Origin of the sequence: uncultured Gilvimarinus sp., from assembly GCF_963975215.1 — a bacterium.
Classification (GTDB): domain Bacteria; phylum Pseudomonadota; class Gammaproteobacteria; order Pseudomonadales; family Cellvibrionaceae; genus Gilvimarinus.
The window spans coordinates 1-23569 of sequence record NZ_CAXBFW010000018.1 but is presented as its reverse complement, the minus strand read 5'-3'; the positions used below and the strand labels follow the sequence as shown (position 1 = coordinate 23569).

At 56.9% G+C, this 23569-nt stretch carries 21 protein-coding genes; 13 read left to right on the top strand and 8 right to left on the bottom strand.

All coding sequences use genetic code 11. The features are described 5' to 3' along the window. Positions 1 to 57: 57 nt before the first annotated feature. Both AAC019_RS12160 and AAC019_RS12155 read right to left on the bottom strand, forming a co-directional pair. Positions 58 to 1176 carry an electron transporter RnfD gene (locus tag AAC019_RS12160; RefSeq protein WP_339899205.1) on the bottom strand — a complete coding sequence of 373 codons (1119 nt, stop codon included), beginning with the start codon at positions 1174 to 1176 and terminating at the stop codon, positions 58 to 60. Positions 1177 to 1755: 579 nt separating this feature from the next. After that, positions 1756 to 3462 (bottom strand): hypothetical protein, encoded by a 1707-nt coding sequence (locus AAC019_RS12155; protein WP_339899204.1) that lies wholly within the window; start codon positions 3460 to 3462, stop codon positions 1756 to 1758. A 185-nt stretch (positions 3463 to 3647) separates the two neighbouring features. On the opposite strand from AAC019_RS12155, the gene AAC019_RS12150 reads away from it, so the two are divergent. From AAC019_RS12150 to tatC, 7 genes are read left to right on the top strand one after another with little or no spacing between them, the layout of a single operon-like run. Further along, complete coding sequence (locus AAC019_RS12150; protein WP_339899203.1) at positions 3648 to 4865, top strand: FAD-dependent oxidoreductase; 1218 nt, start codon at positions 3648 to 3650, stop codon at positions 4863 to 4865. After that, positions 4858 to 5715, top strand: coding sequence for an aldo/keto reductase (locus AAC019_RS12145; RefSeq protein WP_339899201.1), 858 nt, complete (start codon positions 4858 to 4860; stop codon positions 5713 to 5715). Before AAC019_RS12150 ends, AAC019_RS12145 begins: the two co-directional genes overlap by 8 nt. Further along, positions 5712 to 6107: a phosphoribosyl-AMP cyclohydrolase gene (gene hisI / locus AAC019_RS12140; RefSeq protein WP_339899200.1), complete on the top strand. Its 396-nt coding sequence runs from the start codon at positions 5712 to 5714 to the stop codon at positions 6105 to 6107. The genes AAC019_RS12145 and hisI overlap by 4 nt, the downstream gene beginning before the upstream one ends. A 26-nt stretch (positions 6108 to 6133) precedes the next feature. Further along, positions 6134 to 6469, top strand: a complete 336-nt coding sequence (locus AAC019_RS12135) for a phosphoribosyl-ATP diphosphatase (RefSeq protein WP_339899199.1) — start codon at positions 6134 to 6136, stop codon at positions 6467 to 6469. A gap of 17 nt (positions 6470 to 6486) precedes the next feature. Further along, a complete protein-coding gene (gene tatA / locus AAC019_RS12130; RefSeq protein ID WP_339899261.1) occupies positions 6487 to 6732 on the top strand; it encodes a twin-arginine translocase TatA/TatE family subunit in 246 nt (81 codons plus the stop codon). 14 nt (positions 6733 to 6746) lie between these two features. Beyond that, entirely contained in the window at positions 6747 to 7196 is a 450-nt protein-coding gene (gene tatB / locus AAC019_RS12125) for a Sec-independent protein translocase protein TatB (RefSeq protein ID WP_339899198.1), read from the top strand. Beyond that, positions 7193 to 7984 carry a twin-arginine translocase subunit TatC gene (gene tatC, locus AAC019_RS12120; protein ID WP_339899197.1) on the top strand — a complete coding sequence of 264 codons (792 nt, stop codon included), beginning with the start codon at positions 7193 to 7195 and terminating at the stop codon, positions 7982 to 7984. Before tatB ends, tatC begins: the two co-directional genes overlap by 4 nt. 18 nt (positions 7985 to 8002) lie before the next feature. Here tatC and AAC019_RS12115 read toward each other — a convergent pair whose 3' ends face one another. The 6 genes from AAC019_RS12115 to AAC019_RS12090 form a co-directional block, all read right to left on the bottom strand. Beyond that, entirely contained in the window at positions 8003 to 8212 is a 210-nt protein-coding gene (locus AAC019_RS12115; protein WP_339899196.1) for a DUF2061 domain-containing protein, read from the bottom strand. Between the two features lie 230 nt (positions 8213 to 8442). Continuing rightward, positions 8443 to 10158, bottom strand: a complete 1716-nt coding sequence (locus AAC019_RS12110; protein WP_339899194.1) for a protein kinase — start codon at positions 10156 to 10158, stop codon at positions 8443 to 8445. A gap of 43 nt (positions 10159 to 10201) precedes the next feature. Beyond that, a complete protein-coding gene (locus tag AAC019_RS12105; protein ID WP_339899193.1) occupies positions 10202 to 11017 on the bottom strand; it encodes a formate/nitrite transporter family protein in 816 nt (271 codons plus the stop codon). Between the two features lie 264 nt (positions 11018 to 11281). Then, on the bottom strand, positions 11282 to 14911 hold the full coding sequence (locus AAC019_RS12100) for a translocation/assembly module TamB domain-containing protein (RefSeq protein WP_339899191.1): 3630 nt from the start codon (positions 14909 to 14911) through the stop codon (positions 11282 to 11284). Continuing rightward, on the bottom strand, positions 14908 to 16647 hold the full coding sequence (locus tag AAC019_RS12095) for an autotransporter assembly complex family protein (protein WP_339899189.1): 1740 nt from the start codon (positions 16645 to 16647) through the stop codon (positions 14908 to 14910). The genes AAC019_RS12100 and AAC019_RS12095 overlap by 4 nt, the downstream gene beginning before the upstream one ends. A 177-nt stretch (positions 16648 to 16824) precedes the next feature. Further along, the gene (locus AAC019_RS12090) at positions 16825 to 17670 is read right to left on the bottom strand and encodes a sugar phosphate isomerase/epimerase (RefSeq protein ID WP_339899187.1); all 846 of its coding nucleotides are present in this window, start codon (positions 17668 to 17670) and stop codon (positions 16825 to 16827) included. 166 nt (positions 17671 to 17836) lie between these two features. On the opposite strand from AAC019_RS12090, the gene AAC019_RS12085 reads away from it, so the two are divergent. The 6 genes from AAC019_RS12085 (at position 17837) to AAC019_RS12060 (ending at position 23534) form a co-directional block, all read left to right on the top strand. Next, positions 17837 to 18298, top strand: a complete 462-nt coding sequence (locus AAC019_RS12085; RefSeq protein ID WP_339899186.1) for an RDD family protein — start codon at positions 17837 to 17839, stop codon at positions 18296 to 18298. A gap of 78 nt (positions 18299 to 18376) precedes the next feature. Then, complete coding sequence (ubiE, locus tag AAC019_RS12080) at positions 18377 to 19126, top strand: bifunctional demethylmenaquinone methyltransferase/2-methoxy-6-polyprenyl-1,4-benzoquinol methylase UbiE (protein WP_339899185.1); 750 nt, start codon at positions 18377 to 18379, stop codon at positions 19124 to 19126. Next, complete coding sequence (locus tag AAC019_RS12075; RefSeq protein ID WP_339899184.1) at positions 19126 to 19752, top strand: SCP2 sterol-binding domain-containing protein; 627 nt, start codon at positions 19126 to 19128, stop codon at positions 19750 to 19752. The genes ubiE and AAC019_RS12075 overlap by 1 nt, the downstream gene beginning before the upstream one ends. After that, complete coding sequence (gene ubiB / locus AAC019_RS12070; protein ID WP_339899183.1) at positions 19752 to 21401, top strand: ubiquinone biosynthesis regulatory protein kinase UbiB; 1650 nt, start codon at positions 19752 to 19754, stop codon at positions 21399 to 21401. The genes AAC019_RS12075 and ubiB overlap by 1 nt, the downstream gene beginning before the upstream one ends. 64 nt (positions 21402 to 21465) lie before the next feature. Then, entirely contained in the window at positions 21466 to 23130 is a 1665-nt protein-coding gene (locus AAC019_RS12065; RefSeq protein WP_339899182.1) for a S41 family peptidase, read from the top strand. Next, the gene (locus AAC019_RS12060) at positions 23127 to 23534 is read left to right on the top strand and encodes a hypothetical protein (protein WP_339899181.1); all 408 of its coding nucleotides are present in this window, start codon (positions 23127 to 23129) and stop codon (positions 23532 to 23534) included. The genes AAC019_RS12065 and AAC019_RS12060 overlap by 4 nt, the downstream gene beginning before the upstream one ends. Positions 23535 to 23569: the final 35 nt, after the last annotated feature.

The window sequence follows — 23569 nt, the reverse complement described above, 5'->3', positions numbered from 1 at the left end:
ACAAAACAAAACAAGCCCTCCGGCAAAAACTTTACGTTTCTTTTTGCTTGCGTGGACTTACTGCCAATTCATCTGCTCGCGGATAAACGCGGTCAAGCGCGCGGCGTTGGCCCGATTGTGCTCGACTCGCGGATGCTGGCCATACCCGGTGAACGGAAAAAACAGTGTCGCCAGCTTGGCCTTGGGGTGATCGCGCCGATACTCGGCCACAGCCGTGGTGATATAACCGGGCCAGGGGGAGCCCTCCTGAGTCGCGTCCATACTGCCCAACGCACCCACCAATAAAGCATCGGGGTAACGCCGGTGAATCGCATCGATAAAATCGTAGTACGCCTTTACCCGCTCGGCTTCGCCCGGCACCGGGTCGAGGCGATCCTCCACCAGCCAGCTATCGTTTTGAAATAAATTAATCAACACCACCTGGGGTGTCCAGCGGCTAAAATCCCACTCGCTGTCGTTATCACCCACGGCGTTAAGCTGGTCATAAAAATCGGGCATGGTAAAGTCAAACCAGCTGACCATAATGCCAATACCACTTTGCGAGATACTGCGGTAGTCGGCGCCCAGCGCACGGGCGGTGATGGCCCCGTACGACATAAAACTGTTTTTATCCAGCAGCCTACCGTCTTCCCCTTTAAGGGGCGCCATGTTCCCCATGCCGCTGGTAATAGAGTCGCCGTAAATTTCAATGCGTCGCTCGGGCAGCTTGCCGGCGGGTAAAAGTTTAGCGCCTTTATTAAAGCTAAGCCCCACTAGGCGGGTAGCGCCCTCTTCCCCCTCGGTGCGCTTTACCAGCGTCAAGGTATGCCGGGCATTATCGAGGTTATCGGCGACCTGGTAGCGGTGTTCGCCCTTGTGCAGCCCCAGTATCACCGGCCGGCTCCAGTCACCGTCGATAAACGCACTGTAAAAATTTTTGCCCAGCTCATCGTCCAACGTGACCGCCACTGAACGACCATAAAAATTGACATCTACCCGGGTCGCCGGCCAGCTGAGCACCGGCGCCTTGGGGTCAGAAAAATCAATTCGGCCGCGATAGCTAATGGCATTGTCATCGGGCGCCACTTCTAACCCATGTGCCGCGTCTAACCCATGCCCCACGTCTAACCCATGCGCCGCCACACTGCAAAGCAGCCAAACGCCGAATGCCAAATAGTGCATCGTTTTACCCATCATGGTTTCGTCCTGTCGGTTTATTTACCCACCATTGTACGGCGCCGATCGCAACGCGTTAAGGCCGCACTGGGGTTATTGATCTGAGTCTTGGTGAACAATAGTAACCACGCGCCCAGACGGTAGGGTAATGCGGGTCACACGGACTCCTGCGTCTCGCGCCAAAGGCGCCACCGCACGATCCGTTACCACCATTGTTTGTTTGCTCTTACGGGTAAACAAGGCCCGTAATCTGTGTCGTAAGCCCACAGCAAAACACTCCGTGTTGTCGCCACAACACGAACGCGGAACTTAAGATAGCAAAGGAGAAACACTTAAGGCCGCGTTCGGTGCGCGGCCTGTATTATTTTCAGATAAATCCAGACTGCTGTGAACAACGAACAACACCCACCACCATTGTCTGGCAGCGTGAGGCGTCTAGCGGATGGCTAGTATTGGAAGGGGTCCAAATGTTCATAAAAAGTATCACAGCAGTAAAGTAAAAACGTCTATTGCAAATAACGCTATCAATAGGCTCTCTGATAAACAGCTTGCCAGAGAGCCTGCATTGTACGCGCCGCAATCAACAGGAGCAATATGCAATCACCCGCACAATTCTAAAGCCAACACGGCAACGCTTAACGCCGCCAATAAAACCGTGGGCCAAATCACCTGTGGGTGGCGCAAGCGCCAGAGCCTTAGCATCTGTTGCCGGCCGCTGATTTTTTGCGCATTTTTTAAGCGCGGATACACCCAGCGCTTAAGAGCTTGCTCGTCATAAAACCGCAAGTTCGTATTGCCCAGCGCTATGGCTACGTCATCGGCAAAAATAAACTGCGCGCTGTAAGCTAACTCGCGAGCGCGGGCGACGGTACGCGCGCCCTGGGCCGACACCAACACCAGCGATTCGCCAATCACCCCAAGTTGGGCGTGCGCAATACTGGCCAACAAAGCGCGGGTCATGCAGCCGGCTAAGACCATAAAGCCGGAGGTTCCTACACCCATCCACAAAATAGCCTGGGTATCGGCCAGGCTCTGATACGTAAGCGCGACCATCAACAGCATCAATGCGGCCATCACCCAGCAAGCATTCGCCAACCACCAGTGGTAGGGTTTTATTCGGCTGGGAATCCACAAAATATCACTCTGCCCCGTGGGCTCTATGTCACCACTAGCGACAATCGCATCGGCGGGCTTAGGCAGTTTGCTAAAGCGCTCCAGGGTTTGTTTTTTCTCGAGCACCCAGGCGGCGGCAAAGCCGCCGAGCAATATCAACCCAAACAGGCCCAGCGCCAGCCATTCAAAGCGGCGAAAGTAGCGCTCGTCATTTTCTATTTGACGGTGCAACCGTGTCAGGGTGGCCGAGCTGACCGACTCGGCAGCGCCCGAGCGCGGGTCGAGCTTAAACAGTCTTGGCGTGGCAAAATCGCTGATCCATAAGTGCTCCCGCCAAAAGGTAATGGCGAGCGGGTCGTCTACATCCGCCAGCGGCAATCGTCGCTCGGGTGTACCGTCCCAGTTATAAAGCTGCAACACACCATTGGCCATGGCGCTGTCACCTACCAGCACCCACAAGCCCTCCTCGCTGGCCGCTAACTGATGGGGCCAGCGATGCTCGCCACCAAGCTTAGTGGTAAAGGCCTGCTGTTTACCGCCAAACTCGTGCGCCCCGGTTGCCAAACGCACCACCCGGTGGTGATTGGTATCGGCCAGCCAAACGGCTCCGTCATGCCACAACAGCTGGTTAGGAAATTTAAACCCCGTCCGTTTACTGGCGAGCTCGCGCCCCTCGGCGGTCAATTTATACAGGGCGTGATCAGCCGTATCGGCCAGTAAGATATCATCGCTGCCGGGTAAAACTAATAGCCGAAAACTTCGCGCCGGGTGTTGCGCGCTGTCAGCGAGCGGTCGGCATTGCTCGAGCTCCAACTCACAGCGGTAAAAACCGTCATCGCTGTCAGCACCGATTTGCCGTGTGGCGCGCAAGCGGAAAAAAGCGGCCAAATTGTCCAGCACCGAATAGGGCTCGGCGCGGTGGTAAAACAGCAAATCGCCATCGGCAAAAAAGCCAAAATCACCGACGGGGCGAAACCCTAAGTCGGCCAAATCCAACGCGGCCCGCTCCCGGCCAGAGGCATCCAACCACACCAGATGCGAGCCTAAATTAACCGCCAACTGCTGGCCATCTTGATGCATAAAGCCATAGCTGGGCAATCCGGCCCGCTTGCCCCCAGCCCACAGGTAGAGCGCCATCGCCAGCAGCGAAAACAGCACAATAACCACGGCGGCCAATAATGATTTTCCCTTCATAGATATTCCTTGTTCTTCAGGCTACGGCCTTGCGTCCCCATGGTGAGTGACAACCAAAGGCGAACGATTGTAGAGAAAACGGCGATCAGAGCGCAAACTTTTGCCAGAATCGATATACTACGCGCTCTGCCCACATCACCTCGATAACCCTGTATATCGCAGCCGTTACCCACAGTGAGTAAGTTATGAACAACCCGAGCCCCTCGTCGACCGAATCCGGCGACCTACAGTTCGACGCGATCATTATCGGCGGCGGTATTGCCGGGCTGTGGACGCTGGACCGGCTGCGCAACTCGGGCTATAACGTCGCGTTGCTAACCGACCGGGCGCTGGGCGAAGGGCAAACACTGGCCTCTCAGGGCATGATTCACGGCGGCATCAAGTACACCCTAAGCGGCGCCCTTAACAAAGCCTCAGAAACCATTGCGGACATGCCCGACTACTGGCAGCGCTGCCTGGGCGGCCAGGGCGATGTCGACCTGACCCAGACCCGCTGCCTGAGCGATCACTTTTACATGTGGTCCAACTCCACCATGGGCAAACTCACCGGTTTTTTTGCCAGCCGTGCGGTGCGCGGACGGGTCGATAAAGTAGCTCCGGACGAGCGGCCGGCACTGCTGCAAAACCGCCAATTTAAAGGTAGCCTTTACCGCCTGGTAGACCGGGTGCTAGACGTACCTTCGCTGCTGGCGAACCTGGCCACGAACAATCAGGGGCACCTGTTTCTGCTGCCAAACATCGCCAGCCGGCTGCACAAAGACGCCAATGAAAACACCTATCTAACACTGGATAATGGCACCAAGCTGCACGCGCAGCGCTGGATATTTTGCGCCGGCAAAGGCAACGCCGGGTTGCTGGCGGCACTCGCGTGCCCCGAACCTGCCATGCAGCTGCGCCCGTTGCAGCAGCTGATCGTACGTCACCGCTACCCCTACCCGTTTTACGGCCACTGTTTGGGTGCCGACAAAACCCCGCGCCTGACCATCAGCACCCACCCATCGGCCAGCGACAAAACCGTCTGGTACCTGGGCGGCTCGCTGGCCGAAAAAGGCGCCAACATGAGCGCGGCCGAGCTAGTTTGCGCCGGTAAACAAGAGCTGGCCGAACTGTTTCCGTGGCTCGACTTTAGCGACGCGGAGTTTTCTACGCTGCCCATCGAGCGCGCCGAGCCGCGCCAACAAGATTTTGCCCGACCCGACAACGCCTTTGCCGAGCCCGCCCGCGGCCTTGCCAACGTACTGGTCGGCTGGCCCACTAAATTGACTCTGGCGCCCAACCTGGCCAATCAGATTCTGGCGCAACTGCCCCCGCCGGGCGCGGGTAATCACGATCTTGCCGCGCTGGAGCAACAGCTGTCCGTGCCCGGCATTGCGCCACTGCCCTGGGAGACCAACGGTGACTGATTTAGACACTAAAACACCCACTCAGCGCTTTAGCCAAAGGCCCTTAGGCAGTACCGGTTTACATGTTAGCGCCCTCGGGCTGGGTACGGTTAAGCTCGGGCGCAATCAGGGCGTAAAATACCCCACCGGCTTTGAGCTGCCCTCCGATGCCGAGGCCTTAACGCTTATCAACCGCGCGCACGCGCTGGGCATAAACCTGATCGATACCGCACCGGCCTACGGCACCAGCGAGCAGCGCCTGGGCCCACTGCTGGCCGGGCAGCGTGATAATTGGGTTATTTGCAGCAAAGTCGGCGAAGAGTTTGACGCTGGCAAAAGCCACTATGACTTTAGCGCGCCACACACGCGACTAAGCATCGAGCGCAGCCTGGCCCGCCTGGGCACCGACCACCTGGATCTGGTGCTGGTGCACTCGGATGGCAACGATGTGGACATCATCGAAAACACCGAGGTCTTTAGCGCACTTGAGCAATGTAAGCGCGAAGGTAAAATTCGCGCCTTTGGCATGTCGACCAAAACCGTTGCGGGGGGTATATTGGCCGCCCGCGAGTCGGACTGCGTGATGGTGACCTACAACCCGGCGCACACAACCGAGCAACCGGTGCTGGATGAGTGCCGGCGTTTAAATCGTGGGGTACTGCTGAAAAAGGCCCTTGCCAGCGGCCATTTATGCCACACTGGCGAGCAGAGTAACCCGGTGCGCTACAGCTTAGAGTTTGCCTTTGCTCACCCGGGTGTTAGTGCCGCGATCATTGGCACCATTAACCCGGCCCATCTGGACGACAATGTACAGCAAGCCCGCGCCGCGTTAGCGGCACTGGCCCAAGCGCAATCAGGAGAACAGCCATGACAGACTCCGCGCCCGCGTGGCTCGACGACGTAAAATGGGATGCCGCCGGGCTGGTACCGGCCATCGCCCAGGATCACAAAACCGGCCGCATACTGATGATGGCCTGGATGGACCGCGAGGCATTAGCGCTGACGGCCCGGCAGCACACTGCGGTATACTACTCGCGCTCGCGCGCCCGGCTTTGGCCCAAGGGCGAAAGCTCGGGGCACGTGCAAAAAGTGCACGAGATCCGGCTCGACTGCGACGCCGATGTGGTGATTTTAAGCGTGGAACAACTCGGCGGCATCGCCTGTCACACCGGTCGCGAAAGCTGCTTTTACCGGGTACTGGAAGGCGGCGAGTGGCGCAGCGTCGAGCCGGTACTGAAAGACCCTAAAGACATTTACGGCTAAACGCCGCTAACGACAGAAGAACGATCATGAGCGATATACTCAGCGAATTGAGCCAGATACTCGAAGCGCGCAAAAACGCCGCCGACGCCGACAGCTCTTATGTGGCCAGCCTGCACCAAAAAGGCCTGAACAAAATTTTAGAAAAGGTCGGCGAAGAGTGCACCGAGACTATTATTGCCGCCAAAGACGCTGACACCAGCGGCGATACCCGCGAGCTAATTAGCGAAACCGCCGATCTGTGGTTTCACTCGCTGGTAATGCTCTCGCACCTGGGCGAAAATGCCGACAGCGTACTGGCGGAGCTGGGCCGACGCTTTAACGTGTCCGGGCATGACGAAAAAGCTTCGCGCACCCGCAATTAGTTAATCAAGAGGACATCATCATGGGCATTAGTCCCTGGCAATTACTGATTATTTTGGCCATTGTTATCATGCTGTTTGGCACCAAACGGCTGCGCGGCATGGGCTCAGACCTGGGCGAGGCCATCAAAGGCTTTAAAAAGTCAGTTGGTGACGACGACCAAAAAAAAGACACCGAAGACCCTAAAAAAGTCGCGGCACCAGATACTGACGAGGCCGGCGACGCTGACAAAGCGACCAGCAAAGACAAAACTGAAACTCACTAAGCGCCGCTGCCACTATGTTTGATATGGGCTTTTTTGAGCTGCTGCTGATCGCTATCGTCTCACTGCTGGTGATTGGCCCCGAGCGGCTGCCCGAGACTGTGCGCTCCGTAGGCTTATGGATCGGCCGTTTAAAACGCAGCCTGAGCGAAACCCGCACCGAGATCGAGCGCCAAATCGGGGCCGACGATATTCGCCGGCAGCTGCACAATGAGCAAATCATGCGCAACCTCGAAGCCACCCGCCGCGAGCTCGACGACGTAAAAAGTGAGATGAACAACATTATGGAGCCCGAACGCGCCAGCCGCATGGACTCCAAACGTTATGATCAGACCGACGAGCTGCCCGACCACGCGCACACGGAGGAGCCGTCAGCGGATAAACAAAAGCCCTCTGCGGATCAAACAGAGCCAACAGAAGCCGAAAAGCCTAGCAACCCCGCCCCAAGCGACTCCGGTAAATCATGAGCGAATCCAACGATAAAGAACTGCCGCTTGTGCAACACCTGATCGAGCTGCGCAACCGACTGCTGCGGGCGCTGTTGGTGGTGGGGGTTATTTGCGCGGCATTGCTGGGCTTTAGCGCCGAGATTTACGAGTGGGCCTCGGCGCCTCTGCAAGCTTACCTGCCAGAGTCCAGCTCGATGATTGCCACCGATGTGGCCTCGCCCTTTTTAACGCCCTTTAAGCTCACACTGTTTGTGGCGTTTGTGCTGAGTGCGCCTTACATCCTTTATCAGGCCTGGGCGTTTATTGCCCCCGGTTTGTACCGCCATGAAAAACAACTGGCCCTGCCACTGCTGGCCTCCAGTATTGTGTTGTTTTACGCCGGCATGGCGTTCGCGTACTTTGTGGTTTTCCCGCTGGTGTTTGGCTTTTTTACCTCGGTGGGGCCCGCCAATGTCGCCATCATGACCGACATCAGCCGCTATTTAGACTTTGTGCTAAAACTGTTTTTTGCCTTCGGGGTCGCCTTTGAGATTCCGATTGCCGCTATTTTGCTGATTTTAGGCGGCGCTATTACCCCCGACGGTATGGCCAAAAAACGTCCCTATGTAGTGGTTGGCTGCTTTATTATCGGCATGCTGCTCACTCCGCCCGACGTTATCTCGCAGACGTTACTGGCCCTACCCATGTGGCTGTTGTTTGAGGTTGGTATCTTCTTTGGCCGCATATTGTATCGCCGCCGTAACGAGGCCGAGCCGCAAGACGCAAACGATCAAACCGATACTAAAAGTGACAAAAGCGCCGACTAAACGCGCTTTTGTCCGGCCTTAAGCCCTTTGCGCGAACACCTCCAGTAAGGCGCCGCGCCCGTCCTTCCAACGATTCCAGCCAAGCTCGTGAAAGTAAAACACCACCGTGTTCACAGCCGGCTCGATCAGGGCAACGGCACTGCCGATTAAAATATCCCCGGTTAATAAGTAGGTCACCGTGAACGCGACGGTGAAGTGCAATACGGCAAAAGATAGAGTTTTTAACATGACCGCCTCCGGTTAGTGATTAGTTTGTTGCTACAGGTAAATAATAATCACTCCCAACAATAAGCTCCACGCAATTGCGTCTATTCGGCCAATAGTGTAAATCTATCTTCAGTCGATCGACCTATAGAGGCTAACTAATCTAGCGTAAAAGCGCTAGCGCACCGCTAACGCCTGGCGAGTGGCCGTTGTTGGGGGATAAAAGTAGGAGGGAAAATAGCGAGCAGTTGGCGCTAGGGCAAAAGCTGCCACACCAACAGGCACAATAAAATCAGCGACACGCCTTGCCAAAACTGCACAGGGTTGCGCTCGATTAATGGCGCCCGGGCCTTTTGACTAAACGCCCGGTTGGGCTTGCGCAAATCGGCCACCAGCTCACTTAACTCCTGATAGCGCTTGTGCGGTTTTATCGCCACCGCTTTGCGCAGCGCCTCATCTACCCACACGGGCAACCCTTTGCGCCTGAGCAATAACGAGCGATAGCTCAGCGCTTGCTGAGCACGACGGTTATTGGCCTTTGCCACAGCAGTGCCGTAGGGCAAATCGCCACAGAGCATTTGATAGGCAATTACCCCCACCGAAAAAATATCCGAATAAAAGCCCGTCTCGTCGCCACTAAAATACTCCGGCGCGGTAAATTGCGCGGTGCCTTGAATACTGCGATCGTCCCGCGTCATCTCCGTCACACCCGCCACTTTGGTCGCACCAAAATCAATAATCTTAACCGTGCCGCTGGCATCAATCATGATGTTATTGGGGCGCAAATCCTGATGGATCATCTCCTGGCGGTGAAACGCCTGTAAGCCCCGCGCGAGTTGCTCGATAATATCGCGCACTTGCTCAAGACTTGGCTGAGGGTTGTCGCGCATCCACTGCACCAGTGTTTGCCCCTCGATGTACTCGGTCACCACGTACAGGTAACGCCGCTTGCGCTCTACCAACGGCGCCTTTAATACGTGCACGTTATCAATACGCCGGGCAATCCACTCCTCCATCAAAAAGCGCTCGAGGTAATCCTGATTACCGCGCGCCTCCACCGAGGGGGTTTTAATCACCACTTTTTGCCCGGTTTGTTGATCCTCGGCCAAAAACACATGACTGCGGCTACTGATATAAATGTCGCGCACAATCGTAAAACCATCAAACTCCATGCGCGGTTGCAAGCGCGGCGGGAACGGCAAGCTGTGCAACTGCCGCTGCACTTCATGTATTTGTTGCGCGGGCAGCTGCTCGATATGCAACAACTGAACGCTGAGGTTATCGTCACTGCCATTGGCCAGTGCGGTAGCGACAATATCCTGAGCGGCGCGATCCAGGTTATCGCTGTGCTTACTAAGCGCCTTAAAAATCTCGGCGCCAGAGACAAACTCATAAACACCGTCGGTGGCCAACATAAAGCGGTCGCCCTCTTCCAGCGGCTGCTCGCGGTAATCCACCTCTAACGCTTGCTGCACACCCAGCGCCCGAGTCAAATAACTCACCTCCGGGCTTACCCGGGTGCGATGATCCTCGGTGAGTGGCTCAAGCGCGCTCCCGGCCAGCCGGTAAATACGACTATCGCCACTGTGAAATAAATGCGCGGTATGGGATTTAATAATGAGCGCACAAAAGGTGCAGATGTAACCTTTGTCGCGCTCATAGCGGTAGGGGCTGTTGCGGGTTTGCGAGTAAAGCCAGGAGTTGGTTGCCTGCAGCACTTTGCGTGCGGCATTTTTTACCGACCAGGACTCAGACGTGCAGTAGTAATCGTCGACAAAGCTCGATACCGCCGTCTCGCTGGCGATTTGGCTAACATTGCTGCTGCTGATGCCATCGGCGAGGGCCAACACAACCCCTTTACTACTCAGCAGTGGCTCTTTGGGTATACAGGCTCCGATAAAATCCTGATTGACCGCTTTGCGGCCTTTATCGGTGCATTGCCCGACGCGAACTTTTAATGTCTGTGCCATAAAAAACTCCGCCCGTTACCGGGCGGAACAACCCGATAGATAACTAGCGACCAACTTTACGCTCGGGGCTAGTGCGAACATGGGTCATATAAAGAGGCAAACCAACCAGTAACAAGCCACCGGCTAAATTACCCAAAACGGTAGGCAGCTCGTTCCACACCAAATAATCGGCTACGGTAAAGTCACCACCCATAATCATTGAGAACGGGAACAAGAACATATTAACAATCGAGTGCTCAAAGCCCATAAAGAAGAAGAGCATCACGGGCATCCACATGGCCGCCATTTTGCCGGTGGCCGAGGTCGAAATCATCGCCCCCACAACGCCCATAGAAACCATCCAGTTACACAGCATGCCACGGATGAAAATCGTCAACCAGCCATCTAAGCCGTGCGCCTGGTAGCCCACCGTACGCGACTCGCCAATGCTGCTAACTTTGGCCGCCAAAGCGCCGCCATCAACGTTGTAACCGTAGGTCAAAATAAACGACATCAAAAAGGCGACGGTAAGGGCCCCACCAAAGTTACCGCAAAACACTAAACCCCAGTTGCGCATCACCTGACCAAAGGTAACCCCCGGGCGCTTATCCAATAGCGCCAGAGGCACCAGCGTAAACACACCGGTCAACAGGTCAAACTTCATCAAATACAACATGATAAAACCGACCGGGAAGAGTATCGCACCAATCAAGGGGCTGCCGGTTTTAACCATTACGGTAATGGCGAACATGGCCGCCAGGCCCAGAATGGCGCCGGCCATAAAAGCGCGAATAAGGGTATCTTTGGTGGACATGTAAACTTTCTGCTCACCAGCGTCGACCATTTTGGTCACAAACTCGGAGGGTTCGATATAAGCCATGGGTTTTCCTTTAACAGTAGTAGGACAGTTAAAGGAGCTATGGCAAGCATTATGCCAACGCGCTCGAACAGCACTAACTCATTGAAAAACAATATAATTATTGTTGTGAGAGCTTAAAAAGTCACGATTGCGAGCAAACAAAGCGCACCGCATTGGTGCTTACAAAAGTAAAGCGCCCGCGCCAGCGGCAAATTTAACGCACCGAAATGGAGCCCATAAAGAATACCCCTGTGCGCGCGCACCGAAATGGAGCGTCAGAGGATGTTAGCGCTCCATACGGAAAATCAAATCAGCGCTTTGCACCTCGCCGGATTCGGCCTCGATGCGGAAGTTATCGTTTAAAAAGTAGGTTAACCCCACGCTCGACAAACTGTCGAATAAACCGATGGCATAGTGCACGTACAAATCTTCGGTGATGTATTTACCCAACCACAGGCGGCTGTCTTTAACGTCATCGTCGGCCTTAATGGTCAGCTCATCTAAACCAAAACGACCGGCGATATCATCGGCCAAAAACTGGCCACGCTTAATACCCAACTTAGCGATGGCGCTCACCAATATAGCCCCCTCGCCCGACGAGGCGCCGTCGAGTGGCTTGCCGGTAAACAGCATCGACATGGCGTTACTGTCACTCACCTGTGGCCGCGAGAAAATTTCAGTCACCGGCTGTTGCAGGGTACCGCCAATCATTAGCCCCACAGTGGTTTCTTCTACCTCGCGTGTGGCGGTGACATTTAACCCCGGATCATCCAGCGGCCCCTGAAACGACAAAATGCCCCGCTCGATCGTGAGGTTTTGCCCAAACGATTGATAGCGCCCGTCGATAATCTCAATGTTGCCCACCGCGTACATGGCCCGCTCGGGCACTTTATTGAGCGACATATTGCCGCCGATACGCGCTTTAAAACCAGCCGCATCCAAGGTGACTTTATCGCCCAAGGTAACGTCCAAATTCAAGTGCATGGCCATGCCTTTGCCCTGCGCTGTATCTTGCTCGGCATCGATCACCACCACATCGTCAGACACTTTGGTCGCCGTTACCGGCAGGGTACTGATCACCGCGTGTGCCTCGGGTACGGTTGCGCTGCCCGAGATATCAAAGGCGCCCGCGTTTACCTTGATGTCAATATCGGGGGTTAACCATAGCGTCAGCGCGGGAATCGCCATCACTTTTGCCCGCTCACCTTTTACCCCGGCATCAATGTTCCAGTCGGGCGTCAACAAATCACGCCCCTGGGCCGATACATTGAGCGAGCCATCAGCCGCGGCCGCCTGTGCCTCAAGCTCCAGCTTGTTGTGATCGCCCGTGACGGTGGCGTTGAGCTCGGTTAAATCGACCCCAAGCGAGGGCAGCTCGAGTGCCGCGCCGGCCAGCGCTAAATCGACGCTCGCGCTGGGTGCATCGAGCGAGCCGGCAACCGTAACCGCGCCGTTAAGCGAGCCCTGGATATTGCTGATCGCGGGCACAAGCGCTTCCAGCGGCGAGAGGTTATCGAGCGCAATATTGAGTTTGCCGCCCAGCGAGCGATCATCGGTACGCGCGTTAAGCGTCCCCTGCAATTGACCGTAATCGACAAACCTCAGGCCCACCTCAGCGCTTAATTGCTGATCCCGGTAATCCGCCGTTAGCTGCAAATTATCCAGCGGATAGCGATCGAGATCGTCCTCACCTACATGATAGGTAAACGCGGCCTCTTGCGCCGCCAACTCGAGGGTTGCCGTTTGCGATTCGCCGGCGGGCCAATGCAGCGTACCTTTACCTTGCACAAAGCCTTCAACATCAACGTCATCTTTTAGCCAGCGGCGCAGCAACGCTAACGGCAGACGATTAATCGTTACCGTCGCTTCGGTTAACCCCTCGGCGCGCCACTGCGCCGCAACACACAAATCGGTGCCGGCGTTACGCGGCGGGGCTACATCCTGCGGGACGTCGCCGGGGCGAGCGCTGCGCGCATCCAGCGCAGCGGGTGTATTGGCGGCGTCATTGTTTGTTGCGCGGGCCGCGCCGCGCTGATTAATAAGACAAAGCGATTGCAGCTCGGCCGCGTTAGCGGCCAATACCAAGGCGGCCGGTTCGCGTAAATTCATCGTGCGCGCGTAGGCCGAGCGCACTTGCAGCTGCTCAAGATCACCGCGCCACTGCTCGCCATCCCAGCCACCGTCCAAGCTCAACTGCAGATCATTTTGGCCGTCCTGCACCACGTCCAGCGATAAGGTGTGCTGCTCGGCACCGCCATCAATCACAGCGGTGGTGGCGGCCAGCTCGACCCCGCCCAACAGTAGCTCACGCGCCTCGGCGGTAAGCGTCAGGCGGCCACTTTTAATATCGTCGGAGCTGGTGCGCAAGCTCAAGTTACCCACCTGGTAGTCCTGCCAATGCAGCGCTTCACCCGTAGCGTTTAGCTCAATTTTAGGCGTCGCGATACTACCGCTTAGCTTGCCCGTGGCGGTAAGGCTGCCTCCCAGGCTCGGGTCGATCTGAGCTAATATGGGCGCCTGAATGTCCCAGCCAATATTGTACTGGTCGCTCAAATTGCCGCTAACGGCCAGCCGGTTTGCCCCAAGTGATGCCGCCACATCGGTAAATTGCCAGCGCTCGCCGTTATAGCCCACCGCGCCCCGACCATTCAGCGCCAGCCCACGCAACTGCCCGGCCAGCGTGTTGATATCCACGGTTATATCCAGGTCACCTTCGCGCTGAAAACCCTTAGTCACCACCTCGGCCTGAATATCTCCCGGCCAACCGGCAAGTAACATCTGGGGGTCTAAATGCTCGGCACTGATGGCTAAATCCCAGCCCAGCCCCTGCGCCCAATCGAGCCGGCCGCTCGCCTCCAGCCTAGAGCCAGACGCACCAAACGCCGACTCATTTAACACCAGATGCTCGGTATCGCCAGTCACATCGGCCGCCAGTGACAAGCTGGGGTAACTGGGGTGAATAAACTCCCCCCGCAGCTTGGCCTGATACTGATCGAGCCACCCTTTTACCGTCAAAGTGCCTGCGATATCGCTGCCCGACAGCGCTTCAAGCTCAACGCCTAGCGCCGCAAGAGGTTGGCGCGACCAGGACACCTCGGCATCCACTGCGGCGGGCCGCTCATCCAGGCCGGTAAGGTAATGGCCCGTCAGTGACAGCTCGACCGGGCGCGCAAGCGATGCGTCTACCGTTAAGTCGGCGATATCGCCCTGCAACGCCAACTGCCCGGCGGGTGCACGATCTAACACTGCAGCGGGCACAAAGTGCATGACATCGGCCGTGTGAGCATCGCCCGGCAGGGGCTGTAAATCCCAATCTAACTGCACATCGAATTGATAGGGGTAACTAAGATCGGCGCTCCCGCTTAAGCTCGCCTCGCTCGCGGCAGTGCGCACCTGCAAAGCGTCAAACACTAAGCTACCCGGGCCATAGCGGGCACTCGCGGTAATCGCATCCACATAATACGCTTGATCATTAACCGCCACGTAACCGCGATCGAGCGTTAAGTTGCGCACCACAATCGCAATGGGCAGGTTGAGCTCCGGCCAGCTAAAAGCCTTTTGCGGCTCGGGGTTTTGCGCCTCAGTACTGGTGGTTATGTTTATGTCTAAGCCCGTGACCGCCAGGGTATCCACCACCAGCGCGCCCCAGATAACGCCCGCGGGGTGCCAACTTAACTCGAGCGCTTCGGCGCGATATTCGCCACCCGGCATCGTATATTGCACCTGCTCAAGACGCACACCGGTCATTAGGTTGCCATCCAGGCGCTGATACTCGAGGGCGGTGGCACCGCGCACCTGATCTAACAGCCAGCGCGTGCCAGGCTCGGTCACCAGCACCAGCGTTGCCACGCTGATCAGCGTCATCAATAGTACGACGACCGACAACAGCCCCCGCAGCAGCACGCGCTTAATCACAGATCGGGCCCCACACTTAAATGCAGGCGCCAGCCTTCATCGCCATCGAGCGCCCGGGCAATATCCGCGCGCACCGGCCCCACCGGCGAAATCCAGCGCACCCCGACACCGACACCGCGGTAGCGATCGAGATAGCCTTTATTAAAGGCGGTGCCCTCGTCGTAAAAGGTTGCCACACTAAAGTCGCCAAAAATGCGGTAATCGTACTCGACACTGCCGGTTAACAGACGCGAGCCACCAATCACAATATTGTCATCGTTGGTGGGGCCCAGAGTTTTATAGCCGTAACCACGCACGCTTGAGTCGCCGCCGGCAAAAAAGCGCAGCGAGATCGGCAGCTTGTCAAAGTCATCAATTTCGGTAACCCCGGCTTCGCCACGCAACAGTAAGCGGCTATCGTCGCCTAGCGGCAAAATTACTTTTAGCCGGCCATAGGCCTGCAAAAAATCGGTACTGGAAATAAGCGATTCGCTGGCGCCTTTTAGGCGCATGGTGACATTCCAACCGCGACGGGGATAATTCACATCTTTAGCGCTTGAATAAGAGGTGCTGTACAACGGGATAATCAACTCCGAGTGTTTCGCCGGGTCATCCCCAAAAGAGTAATCTTCTTTTTCATAGCTGAGGCCATAATTATTCAGCCAGGCACTGTTTTCCCAGCTGGAATAATTTACCCCGGTCGCTAAGCGGTTGCTGGTAGAGTCGTTGATTTTTTCTTGCGTAAACCCCGTATAGCCGCGCAACACCTGATACGCCGGGCGCCCCATAGGAATGGAGTAGCTCACCATATAAGTGGTGATCACTTCCGAGGCGTTGATGTTAACGTCAAGCTTGTGACCGCGATCGTTTAGGTAGCGGTTTTCATACCCCAGCAAAATGCGCGGCCCGGTATCCGAGGCGTAACCAATACCCGCCGAATAGCTGTGTTTGGGGCCGGCATTTAAATCGATATTAACCGGCACGGTGCCATCGTTTAGCGATTGCATTTGCGGCACGACGTTCACGCCACCAAAATAATTACTGGCTTGCAACTCGCTTTTTAAGCGCACTAAATCGTCGGCGTTGTACTCGTCACCTTCTTCCAAGGTGACGTAGCGATCGATAAGGTCATCGTTCAGAATATCGTGGGTAATCTTAATATCGCCCAGGCGGTAACGGTCACCTGTATCCAGTTCGATATTAACCCGGGCAGTGTTGCGCTCCTGACTCACCAGCACCTCGGCGCGACGAAAGTCGGCGTCAAAGTAGCCCTGGGTGTTGGCGGCTTTTAACAGGCTGTTTTTGTAAGCCTCGTAGCGGCCGTGATCGAGTTGGCTGCCGGCGCGTAGCGGATTGTTGGAGCGCGCCTTAAGCAGACGGCGATTGTCTTTGCCCTCGCCGCTGATATAAACATTCACCTCTTCGTAGGCAACCGCCGGCCCCGGCGTAATATTCAGGGTTAAGCGCCAGCAGTCGTTTTCGCGGGTAAATTCTTTTTGGCTCGTGAGGTGGTAGTAACCCAGCGCGCGCGCGGCTTCATCCACTTTGGTATCAAGCTCGCGCCCCAGCGCGCGCATGTGCCAGCGTGCCAGCCGGCAAGACTGGCTGCCCAGATCAAGGTAAGCGCGGATATTGTCTCGCAGCGCATCGGAGCCGCCCACTAATTCAAGCTTGGGCTCGACGGCAAGCGCCAGAGGTGTCTGAATAAGGGCACCAACTAACAGCAGGCGCGGGGTGTTTGGCGACATAAGGTCCATACTAAAATCAATGTGAGCAACCTTTCAGACAAGCCATCCCTGCCGGAAGTTGCAACACGAGGCCAGCTCGCCCCCTCTATAGCCGGAGTGGAGCTTCGCTAGTTTAGCATTCTGCTTAACCTACCGACCAATAAAAAGGGCGCCTTGTGGCGCCCAATCGGTAGTCGCAGGGTGGCGTTACATATTGGCCATAATCTCGCGCAGACCATTTACCGAGGCCTCCACTGACTCCAGCGGCGACATACCCTCGGGGTATTCCTCCTGCTCGACCACCAACCACTCGGTGCCGCCCACTTCGCGCGCAGCGGTTACCACGGCAGCCCAGTCGGCTACGTCCTGACCTAAAATGGTCTTTTTACCGGTTGTGCCTTCGGGCAGGCCCGCTTTGATATGGGTCGCCAGGGTGCGCCCCGGGTATTTGCGAATGTAAGCGGCGGCGTCTTTACCCGCGACCGTCGCCCAGCCCGCGTCCAGCTGCATCACCACCCGGTCATCGGTATGAGAGGCGATATAATCCCAAAAAGTCGTGTCTTTATAAGGCTCAAACTCGGGCGCGTGGTTGTGATAACCAGTCACCAAGCCGTAAGGCGCGAGCTTACCGGCCACCTCGTTTAACTCAGCCGCCAGCGCTTTTACACCATCGGCGCTAAAGGCGCGTTCGTCCCAGGGCACGACCAAATAATCAGCGCCCAGAGCCAAGTAAAACGCGGCGGTTTGATAAAGCTTATCGCCGCTCAGCTGATCAAACCCCACGTGGGCGCCCGAGGCCTGCAAACCAATACTGGCCAAATACGCCTTTAACCCCGCCGGGTCATTGGCATAGGGGCCAAAGTTGCCGGCAAATTCCACCGCGTCGAAGCCCATATCGGCCAGAGACTCCAGTGTTCCTTTAAAGTCTTGCGTTAAATCGTCTTTCACCGACCATAGCTGAACGCTAAGCTCGGGCTCTGCCGCGTTAGCCGCGCCACTCAAAGCCGTTACTGTCAGTAGGCAAGACGCCAAAAATCGTTTAAAACCATGCATAATGGCACTCCGTTCGTTATTTGTTATAGGGCTGGAACTGCGGCCTGGCCGCTACGTCAAAAGCTACGAGCAAACGCTCGAACCGGGCATCAGTATAGCCATTCACCCGCGCCGGGCGAGTAATCTTTACCCATACTTGCAGTCGCTAACATAGTAAATTCACCCTATGCCTACATCAGCTAAAACAGCCAGCCAAACCCCGCCCGCGCCAGAGTATGTGGGCTTTGGCCCGCGCCTGGGCGCCTCTGTCATCGACTCTATTGTGCTTTTACCCCTGCTGATTATGGCAATTGTCATTGCCTATCGCCACCTCGGCAGCGGCCTTGACATGCTGCTGGCCGGGGGCGACGACCTCTGGGTCAATTACGGTATTCCCGCCGCGTTTACTCTGGTGTTTTGGCTGATTAAAGCCGCAACACCCGGCAAACTGGTGGTTCGGGCCACCATCGTCGACGCCACTAGCCTCAAGAAGCCGGCCCCGTGGCAGCTGTTGGTGCGCTACCTTGGCTACTACGTCTCGTTACTGCCGCTGGGGCTGGGGTTTTTATGGATACTCTGGGACCCGCGCAAACAAGGCTGGCACGACAAGCTCGCCCACACCGTCGTTATCCGCACCGCGGCGCAATAGCCCGCCGTTGCCGGTCGCGCACCAGAGCCGGCTCGGTTACAATAGCGGCCCGAAATCCGGCGACAGGCAAGGTGTGCTATGAGCGAGAAAAAAACCACTCACTTCGGTTTTGAGCAGGTCGAGGTCGACAAAAAGGCCGAACGCGTCGCCGATGTGTTTCACTCGGTCGCCGGCAAATACGACCTGATGAACGACTTAATGTCGGGCGGCGTGCACCGCTTATGGAAGCGTTACACAATCGAAAAATCCGCCGTACGCGCCGGCCACAAAGTGCTGGATATTGCCGGGGGCACCGGCGATTTATCCTATCAGTTTGCGCAAAAAGTAGGCCCCGAGGGCTTGGTGGTGCTGGCCGACATTAACGCCTCGATGCTCAATGTCGGGCGCGACCGGTTAACCGATCGCGGGGTAGCCGGCAACCTGACCTGCGCCCAGGCCGACGCCCAGTACTTGCCCTTTCCGGACAACACCTTCGACTGCATCACCATCGCCTTTGGCCTGCGCAACGTCACCGACAAAGACCTCGCGCTGGCGGCGATGCTGCGGGTACTAAAACCCGGCGGCCGATTGCTGATTCTGGAGTTTTCCAAGCCCGCCAATCCGCTGCTGGAAAAAGCCTACGACACCTACTCGTTCTCGCTGCTGCCGTTAATGGGCAAATTAATTACCAACGACGCCGACAGCTACCGCTATTTGGCCGAGTCGATCCGCATGCACCCGGACCAAAAAACGCTGCAGGGCATGATGGACAACGCCGGTTTTGTGATGACGGAGTTTCAAAACATGACCGGCGGCATTGTTGCACTGCACATGGGTGTTAAACCCTAATGGCCGACCCAACCGCCATCACCGCTGTGCTCGCGGCACTGGAACAAGCCGCTGCAAAAGCGCTTGAATATGATCCCGGCACCCGGGCGCAGCTGGCCAAGCTGGCGGGCCAGACTTTGCTGCTCGACTGCACGCAGCCGGCGCAAACAATCTACCTGCAATTTACTCCCAACGGCCTTGCCCTAAGCGGGCATTATGAGGGCGAGCTCTCGGCGACGCTTAGCGGCAGCGGCGCCGATATGGCCAGGTTGCTGTTTGGCGATCAACACAGCCTGTACGGCAGCGGCGTTAGCATTAGCGGCAACGCCGGGGTGTTGGCGCAGCTGCAAGGGCTAACAGGGCAGTTAGATATCGACTGGGAGCTTGCGCTCGCCGATATTATTGGCACCCTACCCGCTCACACCCTGGCGCAATCGTTGCGCGGTGCTGGCCGCTGGGGCCGCGATCGCGCGCAAAGCGCCGAGCGGCTGGTGCGAGAGTATTTGGCCGAAGAGTCCGGCGCGGTATTGGGCCGCTCCGAGTTTGCCGCCTTTGTTGCCGATATCGACGACACTCGTTTTGCCGTGGACCGACTCGGTGCCCGAATAGCCCGCTTGCAGGCGCGCCACGATAATAAGGACTACTGATGTACTCTCTGCTTCGCCTGTGCCGAATCATGTTTACCTTTGCCCGATTTCGGCTCGACTTGCTGCTGCCGCGCCACAATATACCCTGGTGGCTGCGACTGCTGCTGAGCCCGCTGCGGCTGATTCCCGCCGGCAAGCTCAGCCGTGGCGAAAGGCTGCGCTTGGCGTGCGAACAACTGGGGCCCATCTTCGTCAAATTTGGCCAACTGTTATCAACCCGGCCAGACTTAATTCCCGGAGATATCGTCGAAGCCCTGAGCAACCTGCAAGACAATGTACCGCCCTTCGCCAAAGAGACCTTTTGCCAGCTGGTAGAGAACTCGCTGGGCGACAGCGTCGATGCCATATTCGCGCAGTTTGATCGCGAGCCACTGGCCTCGGCCTCGGTGGCACAGGTGCACGCCGCGGTGCTTCACGACGGCCGCGAGGTAGTAGTCAAAGTGGTGCGCCCGGGTATCGAGCGCGTAATCAGCCAGGACACCCGCCTGCTACATCTGCTGGCCCGCGGTCTCGAGCGCTACAGCGCCGACGGTAAACGCCTGCGCCCGGTCGAGGTGGTCGAGGATTATCGCACAACGATTTTCGACGAGCTGGACTTACAGCGCGAAGCGGCCAATGCCTCGCAGTTGCGGCGCAATTTTTTACACTCGCCACTGCTGTACATCCCCGAAATCATGTGGGATTACACCCGCAATAAAGTACTGGTTATGGAGCGCATCTCGGGCATTCCGGTCACTCAGATCGACGCGCTAAAAGCCCAGCACACAGACATGAAAAAGCTCGCCGAGCGCGGTGTCGAGATCTTTTTTACCCAGGTGTTTGAGCACAACTTTTTTCACGCCGATATGCACCCGGGCAATATTTTTGTCTCCCGCGAACACCCCGAGCAGCCGCAGTACATCGCCGTCGATATGGCCATCGTCGGCTCACTCACCCGGGCCGATCAGTACTATTTAGCGCGCAATATGCTGGCGATGTTCCGCCGCGACTACCGCCAGGTGGCCGAGCTGCATATTCAAAGCGGCTGGGTACCCGAGGACACCCGCATCGAAGAGTTAGAGGCCGCCGTGCGCACCGTGTGTGAACCAATCTTTGAAAAACCTCTCAAAGACATATCGTTTGGTCATGTACTATTAAGCCTGTTTCGCACGGCGCGCCGCTTTAATATGGAGGTACAGCCACAACTGGTGTTGCTGCAAAAAACCCTGCTCAATATTGAAGGGCTGGGCCGACAGCTGTACCCCGATTTAGATTTATGGAAAACCGCGCACCCCTTTTTAGAGCGCTGGTTAAAAAACAGGTTTGACCCGCGCACTCTGTGGGGCGAGTTAAAACGCTACGCCCCCGAGTGGCTGGAAAAATTCCCCGAGGTGCCGCACTTAGTGTTTAACGGTTTGCAGCAAGTGCAAAACATCGGTGAGTGGAGCCAGGAGCTGGCGCTCACCCGCGCGCAACTGGCCCGGCAAGAAAAAGCCCGGCGGCGCCGGCGCTACGCCAACTTCGCCGCGCTGCTCAGCCTCGGCGGTGCCGGGTATCTGGCCTTAAGCGAGGCAAATGCGCAGCTGCCGAGCCTTGAGCTAAGCCAATTACCGGCGGGCCTTTGGGTCTTGCTGGCAACCGCCACGGTAGCCATAATCGCCGGGCGCTAAACGTCGAGTCACAATAAAAGCGCGAGCAATCATCAATCATTCAGTACAAAGGATATGTGCAACTATGAGCTTTAAGCGACAACTACCACACGCCACTGGCACCCTGCTGGCCACCGCTCTTTTAAGCTTAACCGCCTGCGGCGGCGGCAGCAGTGGCGGAGGCCCCGACCCCATTGCGACCCGCTCAAGTTCGAGCGCCACAGTCACGAGCAGCTCGAGCAGCGTTTCCAGCACCTCAAACCTTACCTGGGTTGAGGGTAGTTACGAGCCGGCGGACGACTATTGGAGCCTTTGCGAGAACCCCCGCACCGGCATTGCGCCCTACAACGATCAGCCCTATCCAGACATGGCCGGTAGCACCCTCGAAGAAAACTTCTTTTTACGCTCGCTGACCAATGAGCTCTACCTCTGGTATGACGAGGTAGAAGATCGTAACCCCGCGCTTTACAGTACCACCGAGTACTTTCAGCTGATGAAAACCACGCAGCTAACGCCCACCGGAACGCCCAAAGATCAATTCCACTGGAGTGCGCCCACCGACGAATACCTGCAGCGCACCGAGTCTGGAGTTGAAGCCGGCTTTGGCGCCGTGTGGGCGATACTGTCTCCCGTGCCGCCCCGGGAAATTCTGGTGTCGTACGTGCAGCCTAACTCTCCTGCCGCCGAAGCCGGCCTGAGTCGCGGTGCACAGGTATTAGAAATTGACGGCGTCGATGCAATTTACGACACCAGTAATGCCGGTGTCGATGCGCTTAACGCCGGGCTGTTCCCCTCCGAGCTCAATAAAACTCACAGCTTTACCGTGCGCGACCTAAACGCCACAGATGAGCGCACGGTTGAACTCAACTCTATCGAGATCACTATTGCGCCAGCGCCCACGGTGAAAACTCTGAGCACCGCAACCGGCGAGGTGGGTTATATCTTATTTAATACCCACATCGCCACCGCAGAGACAGCCCTGATTAACGCCGTCGAGCAATTGCGCAGCGCGAGCATCAGCGACTTAGTACTGGATCTACGCTACAACGGGGGCGGCTATCTGGACATCGCCAACCAGCTGGCCTACATGATTGCCGGCAGCAATGCGTCCGGTAAAACCTTTAACTCGACTGAATTTAACGACAAGTATCCTAATGTCGATCCGTTCACCGGCGAGCCACTGGAGCCTATGGAATTTCACACTTCCACTCAGGGTTTTTCCGAAATTGGCGGTCAGGCATTACCCGCTCTGGATCTGGACCGTGTGTATGTGCTCACCAGTGCCGACACTTGCTCGGCCTCCGAGGCTATTATTAACGGCCTGATTGGTATCGATGTCGAAGTAGTACAAATTGGCGCCGCCACCTGCGGCAAACCCTACGGCGCTTATGTGGTGGGTAACTGCGGCACCAGCTATTTTTCGACACAGTTTAAGTCGGTTAACGCCAAAGGGTTTGGCGAGTACAGCGACGGTTTCTTCCCCGGCACCAGCAATAGCGCTAACCCCGCCGAGCTACCGGGCTGCTGGGTACCCGACGATTACGGACACGGCTTAGGCGACAGTAACGAGGCGCGCCTGGCCGCCGCATTGCACTACCGCAACACCGGCAGCTGCCCCGCAAGCAGTGCCAACAAAACTCAGGCGGGCCCGCAAAAGTCGAGCATTGGTAGCAACGAGCCGACCATCCGGCAACCGCCCGGGCTTGGCGATATGCTGCTGCGCCAACCTACCAGCGGGAGCACTTTATGACGAATCCGGTTAGCGCAACGTTGCGCGCTCGCCTCGGTGTGGGGGCGCTGCTGGCGCTCGCACTGGGCGGCTGCCAAAGCACCTCCGTGGCGCCAAAACCGGCGCTACTGCTAGAGCCAAACGACCAGGTTCGGGCAGAATTAAAAGGGATTGTCAGTAACGCCCTGAACACCGAAGTCGCCTTGTCGCAGCAAGTGCTGACTCAGGAGCCACTGCTAATCATCGACGCCGCCAGTCGGCCCCGCAGTATGGAGGCGGCAGGGGCTCAGGGCAGTTGGCGCGACCGGCCCGATCATTTCGAGCTCTATCTCGTCAATGGTCAATGCCGCCTAAGGCACCGGCAAAGTGAACGCGAATGGCCCGTGCCCGGCGCCACTTGTGTCGCGGTGAACGGTGAACGGTGAACGGTGAACGGTGAACGGTGAACGGTGAACGGTGA

Excerpts from the sequence above, each read along its gene's own strand:
- AAC019_RS12105 (WP_339899193.1), bottom strand. The coding sequence starts at position 11,017 with ATGGCTTATATCGAACCCTCCGAGTTTGTGACCAAAATGGTCGACGCT.
- AAC019_RS12065 (WP_339899182.1), top strand. The coding sequence starts at position 21,466 with ATGAGCTTTAAGCGACAACTACCACACGCCACTGGCACCCTGCTGGCC.
- AAC019_RS12085 (WP_339899186.1), top strand. The coding sequence starts at position 17,837 with ATGCCTACATCAGCTAAAACAGCCAGCCAAACCCCGCCCGCGCCAGAG.
- AAC019_RS12090 (WP_339899187.1), bottom strand. The coding sequence starts at position 17,670 with ATGCATGGTTTTAAACGATTTTTGGCGTCTTGCCTACTGACAGTAACG.
- AAC019_RS12150 (WP_339899203.1), top strand. The coding sequence starts at position 3,648 with ATGAACAACCCGAGCCCCTCGTCGACCGAATCCGGCGACCTACAGTTC.
- ubiB (WP_339899183.1), top strand. The coding sequence starts at position 19,752 with ATGTACTCTCTGCTTCGCCTGTGCCGAATCATGTTTACCTTTGCCCGA.
- tatB (WP_339899198.1), top strand. The coding sequence starts at position 6,747 with ATGTTTGATATGGGCTTTTTTGAGCTGCTGCTGATCGCTATCGTCTCA.
- tatC (WP_339899197.1), top strand. The coding sequence starts at position 7,193 with ATGAGCGAATCCAACGATAAAGAACTGCCGCTTGTGCAACACCTGATC.
- ubiE (WP_339899185.1), top strand. The coding sequence starts at position 18,377 with ATGAGCGAGAAAAAAACCACTCACTTCGGTTTTGAGCAGGTCGAGGTC.
- AAC019_RS12075 (WP_339899184.1), top strand. The coding sequence starts at position 19,126 with ATGGCCGACCCAACCGCCATCACCGCTGTGCTCGCGGCACTGGAACAA.
- AAC019_RS12115 (WP_339899196.1), bottom strand. The coding sequence starts at position 8,212 with ATGTTAAAAACTCTATCTTTTGCCGTATTGCACTTCACCGTCGCGTTC.
- AAC019_RS12060 (WP_339899181.1), top strand. The coding sequence starts at position 23,127 with ATGACGAATCCGGTTAGCGCAACGTTGCGCGCTCGCCTCGGTGTGGGG.
- AAC019_RS12155 (WP_339899204.1), bottom strand. The coding sequence starts at position 3,462 with ATGAAGGGAAAATCATTATTGGCCGCCGTGGTTATTGTGCTGTTTTCG.
- AAC019_RS12110 (WP_339899194.1), bottom strand. The coding sequence starts at position 10,158 with ATGGCACAGACATTAAAAGTTCGCGTCGGGCAATGCACCGATAAAGGC.
- AAC019_RS12135 (WP_339899199.1), top strand. The coding sequence starts at position 6,134 with ATGAGCGATATACTCAGCGAATTGAGCCAGATACTCGAAGCGCGCAAA.
- hisI (WP_339899200.1), top strand. The coding sequence starts at position 5,712 with ATGACAGACTCCGCGCCCGCGTGGCTCGACGACGTAAAATGGGATGCC.
- AAC019_RS12160 (WP_339899205.1), bottom strand. The coding sequence starts at position 1,176 with ATGATGGGTAAAACGATGCACTATTTGGCATTCGGCGTTTGGCTGCTT.
- AAC019_RS12095 (WP_339899189.1), bottom strand. The coding sequence starts at position 16,647 with ATGGACCTTATGTCGCCAAACACCCCGCGCCTGCTGTTAGTTGGTGCC.